At 69.1% G+C, this 7177-nt stretch carries 7 protein-coding genes and 1 pseudogene; 4 read left to right on the top strand and 4 right to left on the bottom strand.

Annotation, left to right across the window (positions count from 1 at the left end; translation table 11 throughout):
• Together DBR23_RS15045 and DBR23_RS15050 are read right to left on the bottom strand one after the other, a co-directional pair.
• Positions 1-184 (bottom strand): annotated as a pseudogene (locus DBR23_RS15045) (hypothetical protein); the annotation flags it as partial.
• A gap of 88 nt (positions 185-272) precedes the next feature.
• Entirely contained in the window at positions 273-728 is a 456-nt protein-coding gene (locus DBR23_RS15050; RefSeq protein WP_108498784.1) for a PACE efflux transporter, read from the bottom strand.
• Between the two features lie 74 nt (positions 729-802).
• Between DBR23_RS15050 and DBR23_RS15055 the strand changes: the two genes are divergently transcribed.
• Entirely contained in the window at positions 803-1744 is a 942-nt protein-coding gene (locus DBR23_RS15055; protein ID WP_108498785.1) for a LysR family transcriptional regulator, read from the top strand.
• Between the two features lie 33 nt (positions 1745-1777).
• Here DBR23_RS15055 and DBR23_RS15060 read toward each other — a convergent pair whose 3' ends face one another.
• The gene (locus DBR23_RS15060) at positions 1778-2614 is read right to left on the bottom strand and encodes an MBL fold metallo-hydrolase (RefSeq protein WP_108498786.1); all 837 of its coding nucleotides are present in this window, start codon (positions 2612-2614) and stop codon (positions 1778-1780) included.
• 98 nt (positions 2615-2712) lie between these two features.
• On the opposite strand from DBR23_RS15060, the gene DBR23_RS15065 reads away from it, so the two are divergent.
• Positions 2713-3702 (top strand): GlxA family transcriptional regulator, encoded by a 990-nt coding sequence (locus DBR23_RS15065; protein ID WP_108498787.1) that lies wholly within the window; start codon positions 2713-2715, stop codon positions 3700-3702.
• 150 nt (positions 3703-3852) lie between these two features.
• Positions 3853-4764: a PPK2 family polyphosphate kinase gene (locus DBR23_RS15070; RefSeq protein WP_108498788.1), complete on the top strand. Its 912-nt coding sequence runs from the start codon at positions 3853-3855 to the stop codon at positions 4762-4764.
• Between the two features lie 57 nt (positions 4765-4821).
• Here DBR23_RS15070 and DBR23_RS15075 read toward each other — a convergent pair whose 3' ends face one another.
• Positions 4822-5574 carry a hypothetical protein gene (locus DBR23_RS15075; protein ID WP_108498789.1) on the bottom strand — a complete coding sequence of 251 codons (753 nt, stop codon included), beginning with the start codon at positions 5572-5574 and terminating at the stop codon, positions 4822-4824.
• Between the two features lie 292 nt (positions 5575-5866).
• Here DBR23_RS15075 and DBR23_RS15080 point away from each other — a divergent pair, with 292 nt between their 5' ends.
• Complete coding sequence (locus DBR23_RS15080) at positions 5867-7174, top strand: Glu/Leu/Phe/Val dehydrogenase (RefSeq protein ID WP_108498790.1); 1308 nt, start codon at positions 5867-5869, stop codon at positions 7172-7174.
• Positions 7175-7177: the final 3 nt, after the last annotated feature.

A 7177-nucleotide genomic window follows, 5' to 3' on the forward strand; every position in this document is an offset into this window, starting at 1 on the left:
TGGCCAGGGTGGCCATGCGGTTGGCGTCGGACTGGGCCAGTTCGGCGGCATGGGTGGGCGCCCCCTTCACCTCGCCACGCGGGGTGGGAGCATTGCTGGCACAGCCTGCCAGCACGCAGCAGGCCGCCACGCCAGCCCACCGACCCCGCAAACCCCGCAGCAGCAATAAAAACGGCCCTCGCATGGGGCCGATTATGGGTGGCGGCTGAGCGCCCATGGCCGCCGAAGAACGGCGGTTGACATTGTTGGAAGAAGCGTGTCTTGGCCCCTTGCTACGACGCCGCCATGGCCGATGCGGGCAGGCCGAACAGGTGGTCAAACACCCAGTTGAAGACAAAGGTGTAGCAAAGGAAGAACACGATGAGCCCCAGGTCCATCACAAACGCGTGCCACAGGCTCACGCCGAACCACCAGGCAAACAGCGGCACCAGCGTGAAGACCAGGCCGCCCTCGAACCCGATGGCGTGCGCCACGCGCCGCGCCACGCTGCGCCCGCGCACGGACTGGCGTGCCTCCCAGCGCTCGAAGGCCCAGTTGAAGACGATGTTCCAGACGATGGCGATCGCCGAGGCCGCCACCGCCACCACGCTCGAATGCCCCGCACCCTGGCCCGTGAGCAGCGCCAGGCCCACCGTGGCGGCGCCAATGGCGATCAGTTCGTACAGGGTCACGTAGATCAGGCGGCGCTTGACGCCTTGCAGGCCAAAAAGAGTCGGTGTCTTGTCCATGGCCGGTACTTTATATTCGCCGCACTGACACATAAAGTCAGCTTGTTTCAGTTTTATTGATAGATCGAACCGCCATGGCCTTCAACTCCGACAGCGTGCAGGTGTTTCTGACCGTGCTCGACCACGGCTCGTTCTCGGCCGCCGCGCGGGCCTTGTCGCGTGTGCCGTCGGCGGTGAGCATGACCATTGCCCACCTGGAGGCCGAACTGGATGTGCAGCTGTTTGACCGCAGCGGACGCGAGCCCCGCCCCACCGCCGCCGCCCGCGCGCTGGAGCCCCAGGCCCGGCTGCTGGCCGGGCAGCTGCAGCAGCTCAACGCCCAGGCGCTGGCGCTGACCCAGGGGCTGGAGGAGCGGCTCACGCTGGCCATTGCGCCCGAACTGCTGGCTGCGCGCTGGACGGAGGCGCTGGCGGCACTGGCGCAAGAGCACCCGCTGCTGCAGATCGAGGTGCTGGCCGCGCCGCAGGTGGATGCGCTGGCGCTGCTGCACAGCGGCCGCGCACAGCTGGCGCTGGTGTTTGAGCGGCCCAGCATCGACGGGCGCGAGGGCTTTCAGGAAGTGGGCACCGAAACCCTGGTGGCGGTGATGGCGCCGCAGCACCCGGTGCTGGTAGCCGCCCGTGCCGCCGCCCAGGCACGGGGCGCACCGCCCGAAGACGCCATGCTGCGCGAAGAGCACCTGACCACCACGCGCCAGATCGTGGTGGCCAGCCGCGACCTGGCGCAGACCGACCCGCGCTTTGTGTTTGCCCGCCACCACTGGCGCACCGACAACCACCTGGCCGCGCTGGGCCTCATCGAAGCCGGGATGGGCTGGGGCTGGCAGCCGCGCGCGCTGGTGCAGTCGCGCATCGAGGCGGGGCGACTGGTGGAGATGCCGTTCGAGAACCTGAGCAACGGCGCCGCGCTGTGGGTGGACGTGGTGTGGTCCAAGGAGCGCCCACTGGGTCTGGGCGCTGCGCGCTTTGTGGCGCTGATGCGGGACCAGCGGGCGCTGGAGTCCGAGCTGGCGTGATTTGCAGCCTTTTCGGGCGGTAGCTCTAGTCGATCATGCCTCTGCAGCTACTGAATTCATAGCATCGCATTTGACGGTGGGCCCAGGGTAGTGCCGGCCCTCGCCGTCCTCGGGCACCCACAGGCGGTGCGCCCACCCGCCGCGCTGCGCCAGGGCGCGCACCTGGGCGCGGGTGGTGGGGCAATGGTCCAGGGCCTCCAGGTGGTTGACGACCACCGCGCCGGTTGTCAGCGCGGCGGCCTGCGCGACTTCTGCAGCGTCCATCAGGATGTCGGCGCCCAGGTCAAACCGGGCGCCACCGGCGGGCAGCACGGCCACACCGGGCTGCAGGTGCTGCAGGCAGTCGCGCACCGGGGGCGTCAGCACGGTGTCTCCGGCCAGGTACACGCTGGGCTCGCCCGGCAGCTCCAGCAGGTAGCCGTGGCCGTGCTCCATCAAGCGCACCACCCAGCCCCGGCCGTGGGTGCAGGCCACGGGCGTGACCTGCCCGCCCAGTGCAAAGGGCTGACGGCCATCGCCCGCCAGCGGCTGCACCTGCAGGCCGCGCTGCGCCAGGTAGGCGGCGTCGTGTGGCATGCAGAGGACGGGAATCTGGCGCTCGCGCAGAAACTGCTTGCCCGCGCGGTCCAGGTGGTCAAAGTGCCCACGCTGGCAATGGGTGATGAGCGCGTGGGTCACGCGCTGCAGCGCGGCGTCGGCCCCGGCGGGCAAGTCCACCAGGGGGTTGCGCTGGCGCCGGGTGCCCAGGTAGCGCAGCGCGGGCAGGCTGCCCCGGGGCGCGAGCATGGGGTCCACCAGCAGGCCGACGGGGCGGCCCGCGTGCTGAAACTCCAGCAGGACGGTGGCGTTGCGCAATTGGGTGATGAGCATGGGGTGCTTTCAGTGGGAAGGGGTGTTGCCATTGTTGAAAAGCAGGCCTCCCGCGAAAATGGCGCAGATTGACAATTTTTTGCCTTTTTGTGCCACCCATGGTTTCCCCATCCTCCACACCCCAGCCGCCCCTGCGCGTGGCACTGCTGCTCTACCCGGGCTGCATGCCCGCCGGCCTGTTTGCGGCAGCAGACATGGCACGCGCCGCCAACCTGCGTGCCCAGGCCAGCGTGATGGACATCTGCTGGGCGGGTGTGGACCGGTTGCCCGTGCCCACCTGGCAAGGCCCCGCGCTGGCGCCCACCGTGGCGCTGCAGCAGGCTGAGGCCGATGTGGTGCTGGTGCCGGGCCTGTGGCTCTCGTCGCCTGACCAGCTGCAAGGGCCGCTGCAGCAGCTGGCCCCGACGGTGCAGGCCTTGAGCGCGCTGCCCCGGCGCACGCAGGTGTGGAGCTACTGCGCGGGCGTGGTGCTGGCGGCCGCCAGCGGGCGGCTGCGCGGCCAGGGTGCCACGGCCACCTGGTGGTTGCGTGCCGCGCTGGAGCAGCAGTTCGCGCAGGTGGACTGGCGCTTTGACGAGCCGCTGGTGGCCGGCCCCACTGCCACCACGGCCGCCGGGGCCAACGGCTATCTGCCGCTGATGCTGCACGCGCTGGCCGCCCGCCTGCCAGCCCAGGCATTGACCGACCTGCAAGAGCTGCTGATGCTGCCCCGCCCCCGCACGGCGCACCCGGCATTTGCCGGGCATGACCTGATGACGCTGGCAGACGCCGACCTGCGCCGCGCCATGCTGTGGGTGCAGCGCAGCCCCGCCACCGATCTGCGGCTGCCCGCGCTGGCTCAGGCGCTGGGCCTCTCGCCCCGCACGCTGGCGCGGCGGGTGCAGGCCCACACGGGCCGGACGGCGGCCCTGTGGATGCGCCGCATCAAGCTGCGCCAGGCCAGCGAGGCGCTGTGCGACACGCCGTTGCCGCTCAAGCGCATCGCCGAAGACCTGGGCTTTGCCAGCGAGGCCGGACTGCACCGCGCGTTCCGCCAGGCCACGGGGCAGACGCCGCTGGCCTACCGCATGGCGCATGGGGCGCGCTGAGCGGCTACTGCGGCCAGTTTCAAGCCCAACCGGCCTCAAGCGCTAGTGAATCATGCGCCAATAGCTATGATTTTGGTAGCGTCGAAATTTTGAAAGAAGAGGATACTGCGCCCGCGCCGCTGACGTACGATGGCCCATCGAGGAGCCCGCATGAACCACCCGTTTCACAGCAGCAACAAAGACGTGGCCCAGCGCTGGTCGCAATGGCAGCCGGACGCGCCACAGCACGACGATGACAAGCGCCCCGACGGCCAGCCCGAGCGGCGCAAGGCCGGCAAACACCGCCGCACGGTGTCGCTCAAGGACTTTGACCCGTCGGCCAAACCGTTTTCGCTGGGCGACAAGCTCCAGGACAAAGCCGTCACCGAGTCCATTGCGCAGGAGCTGGACACGCTGCAGAACCTGTTCTACGCCGACAAGCGCTACAAGCTGCTGGTGATCCTGCAGGGCACGGACACAGCCGGCAAGGACGGCACCATCCGGGGCGTGTTTGGCCGCATGAGCGCGCTGGGCGTGCACGCCGTGGGCTGGAGCGCCCCCACCGAGGCCGAACGTGCCCACGACTACCTGTGGCGCATCCACCAGAAGGTGCCCGGCGCGGGCGAGATCACGGTGTTCAACCGCAGCCACTACGAGGACGTGCTGGTGCCCGCCGTGAACGGATGGATCACCCCCGAGCAGCACCACCAGCGCTTTGGCCATATCAACGACTTCGAGCGCATGCTCACTCACACCGGCACCATCGTGCTCAAGTTCATGCTGCACATCAGCGCTGACGAGCAGCGCGAACGCTTGCAGGAGCGCCTGGACGACCCGGCCAAGCACTGGAAGTTCTCGATGAGCGACATCGAGGCACGCAAGCAGTGGAGCCAGTACCAGAAGGCCTACGAAATGCTGCTGGCCGCCACGCACACGCCCTGGGCGCCGTGGACCATCGTGCCTGCCAACTCCAAGACACACCGCAACCTGATGATCGCCACGCTGGTGCGCGAGGTGCTCACCGGCCTGGACCTGCGCTACCCGCCAGGCGACCCGGCGCTGCAGAAGATCCGCATCGAATAGGACCCGCACCGCTGCGGACACGGCAGCGGGCGGCGCGGAGCCAGGCTGCGCATGCCATCACTGGCCCGGCGGGCATTCGGGGATGCGGCCCCAGGCGTCGCCGCAGAAGTTCTGCCGTGTGCGGGTGAGGCAGCTTGCGCGCGACAGCTCGTTGCTCATGGCCGCGCACTGGGCCAGCGCACCGCGCAAGCGGGCCAGGCTGTCGACGGGCGAAGGCGCGGGCGCTGCGGGCGGCGGCCACGGTGCGTTGTCGGCCGGTGCCACTGTGCGTGGCTTGCCGGTGGCAGGCAGCGATGCCGCATCGGCCACGCGGGGCGCGGTGACAGGCGTGAAAGGCGGCGCAGAGGCCGCAGATGCAGACGACGGCGCAGCAGCGGCACTGTCTGGTGCGGAGGCAGCGGCTGCTGGGCGTGCGCGTTCGGATTCAATGATTTCCTCCACCGGCTCGGCGCGGGCAGGTGCAGACTCCGCAGTGCCTGCGGTGCCGGGCACGGCGGCAGGGGCTGCGACGGCCGGGGCCTGCTGCGGGGGCGGCACGGCATCGGGCCGGCCCAGCAGGTACCAGGCCGCGGCGCCCGCCACCACCAGCAGGGCCACTGCGGCGCCTGCGTAGGCCATGGCCGGTCGCTGGCGCGCCGGGCCCGCAGCAGGGTGCTCGTCGTCATCGAACACAAACTCCATCGGCGCCGGGGCAGCGGCGGTGGCGAGGTTGGCCTCTGCCTCCAGGGGGTGGGCGCACTTCACGCACCAACGCGCCGTAGGGTGGTTGGGCGCCTGGCACTGCGGGCAGGCGGTGTAGGTCACGCTCATGGGATTTCCCTCTCTTTTTCATGGTCCCGGCGGTCCGGTGTGCGTCCGGTGTGTGCCCGGTGCAGCGCCTGGTTCTGCGCCGGGCTGGCCGAGTCTAGGCGCAACGGGCCGCCCGGCAAGGTCCGGGCCCACGGGCCGCTACCCCGCCGGTAGATTGCCGCACTGCAGCATGGGATGGGGTTGCGCCAAACTATGCATCAAACGCATAACCCACAAACACACCGGCCTTGGACAGTGCCCGGGCCGAGGCATAAGCTTCGCAGCCTGAACTGATCCCACAAGGAAATTCACCATGTCAAACCCTGTCGGCGCCCCCGCCGCACAATCCCACCCCCTGCCCTCGTACCTGCAGGCCGACCACCTCGGCCCCTGGGGCAACTACCTGCAGCAGGTGGACCGCGTCACCCCTTACCTGGGCAGCCTGGCGCGCTGGGTGGAAACGCTCAAGCGGCCCAAGCGCATCCTGATCGTGGACGTGCCGATCGAGCTGGACAACGGCACCATCGCCCACTACGAAGGCTACCGCGTGCAGCACAACCTGAGCCGGGGCCCCGGCAAGGGTGGCGTGCGTTTTCACCAGGACGTGACGCTGTCCGAGGTGATGGCCCTGTCGGCCTGGATGTCGGTGAAGAACGCGGCGGTGAACGTGCCCTACGGCGGTGCCAAGGGCGGCATCCGCGTGGACCCCAAGAAGCTGTCGATGGGTGAGCTGGAGCGCCTGACGCGCCGCTACACCAGCGAAATCGGCCTGCTGATCGGCCCGTCCAAGGACATCCCCGCACCCGACGTGAACACCAACGGCCAGGTCATGGCCTGGATGATGGACACGTACTCGATGAACGTGGGCGCTACCGCCACCGGCGTGGTCACCGGCAAGCCTGTGGACCTGGGCGGCTCGCTGGGCCGTGTGGAAGCCACCGGCCGCGGCGTGTTCACCGTGGGCGTGGAAGCCGCCAAGCTGACCGGCCTGGCGCTCGACGGCGCCCGCGTCGCCGTGCAGGGCTTCGGCAACGTGGGGGGCATTGCCGCCAAGCTGTTTGCCGAAGCGGGGGCCAAGGTGGTGGCTGTGCAGGACCACACCGGCACCATCTTCAACAGCAAGGGCGTGGATGTGCCCGCGCTGTTGGCGCATGTGAAGACCCGTGGCGGCGTGGGTGGCTTTGCCGGCGCCGAAGTGATGAAGGCCGAGGAGTTCTGGGGCGTGGACTGCGAGATCCTGATCCCCGCCGCGCTGGAAGGCCAGATCACCAAGGACAACGCGGGCCAGATCAAGGCCAAGCTCGTGATCGAAGGTGCCAACGGCCCCACGACCACCGAGGCCGACGACATCCTGAACGACAAGGGCGTGCTGGTGCTGCCCGACGTGATCGCCAACGCCGGTGGTGTGACGGTGAGCTACTTTGAATGGGTGCAGGACTTCTCCAGCTTCTTCTGGAGCGAGGACGAGATCAACGCCCGCCTGGTGCGCATCATGCAAGAGGCCTTTGCGGGCATCTGGCAAGTGGCGCAAGAGCACAAGGTGAGCCTGCGCACCGCCACCTTCATCGTGGCCTGCCAGCGCATCCTGCACGCCCGCGAAATGCGCGGCCTGTATCCATAAGCC

This window comes from Acidovorax sp. HMWF018 (assembly GCF_003061035.1).
Lineage (GTDB): Bacteria > Pseudomonadota > Gammaproteobacteria > Burkholderiales > Burkholderiaceae_C > Acidovorax > Acidovorax delafieldii.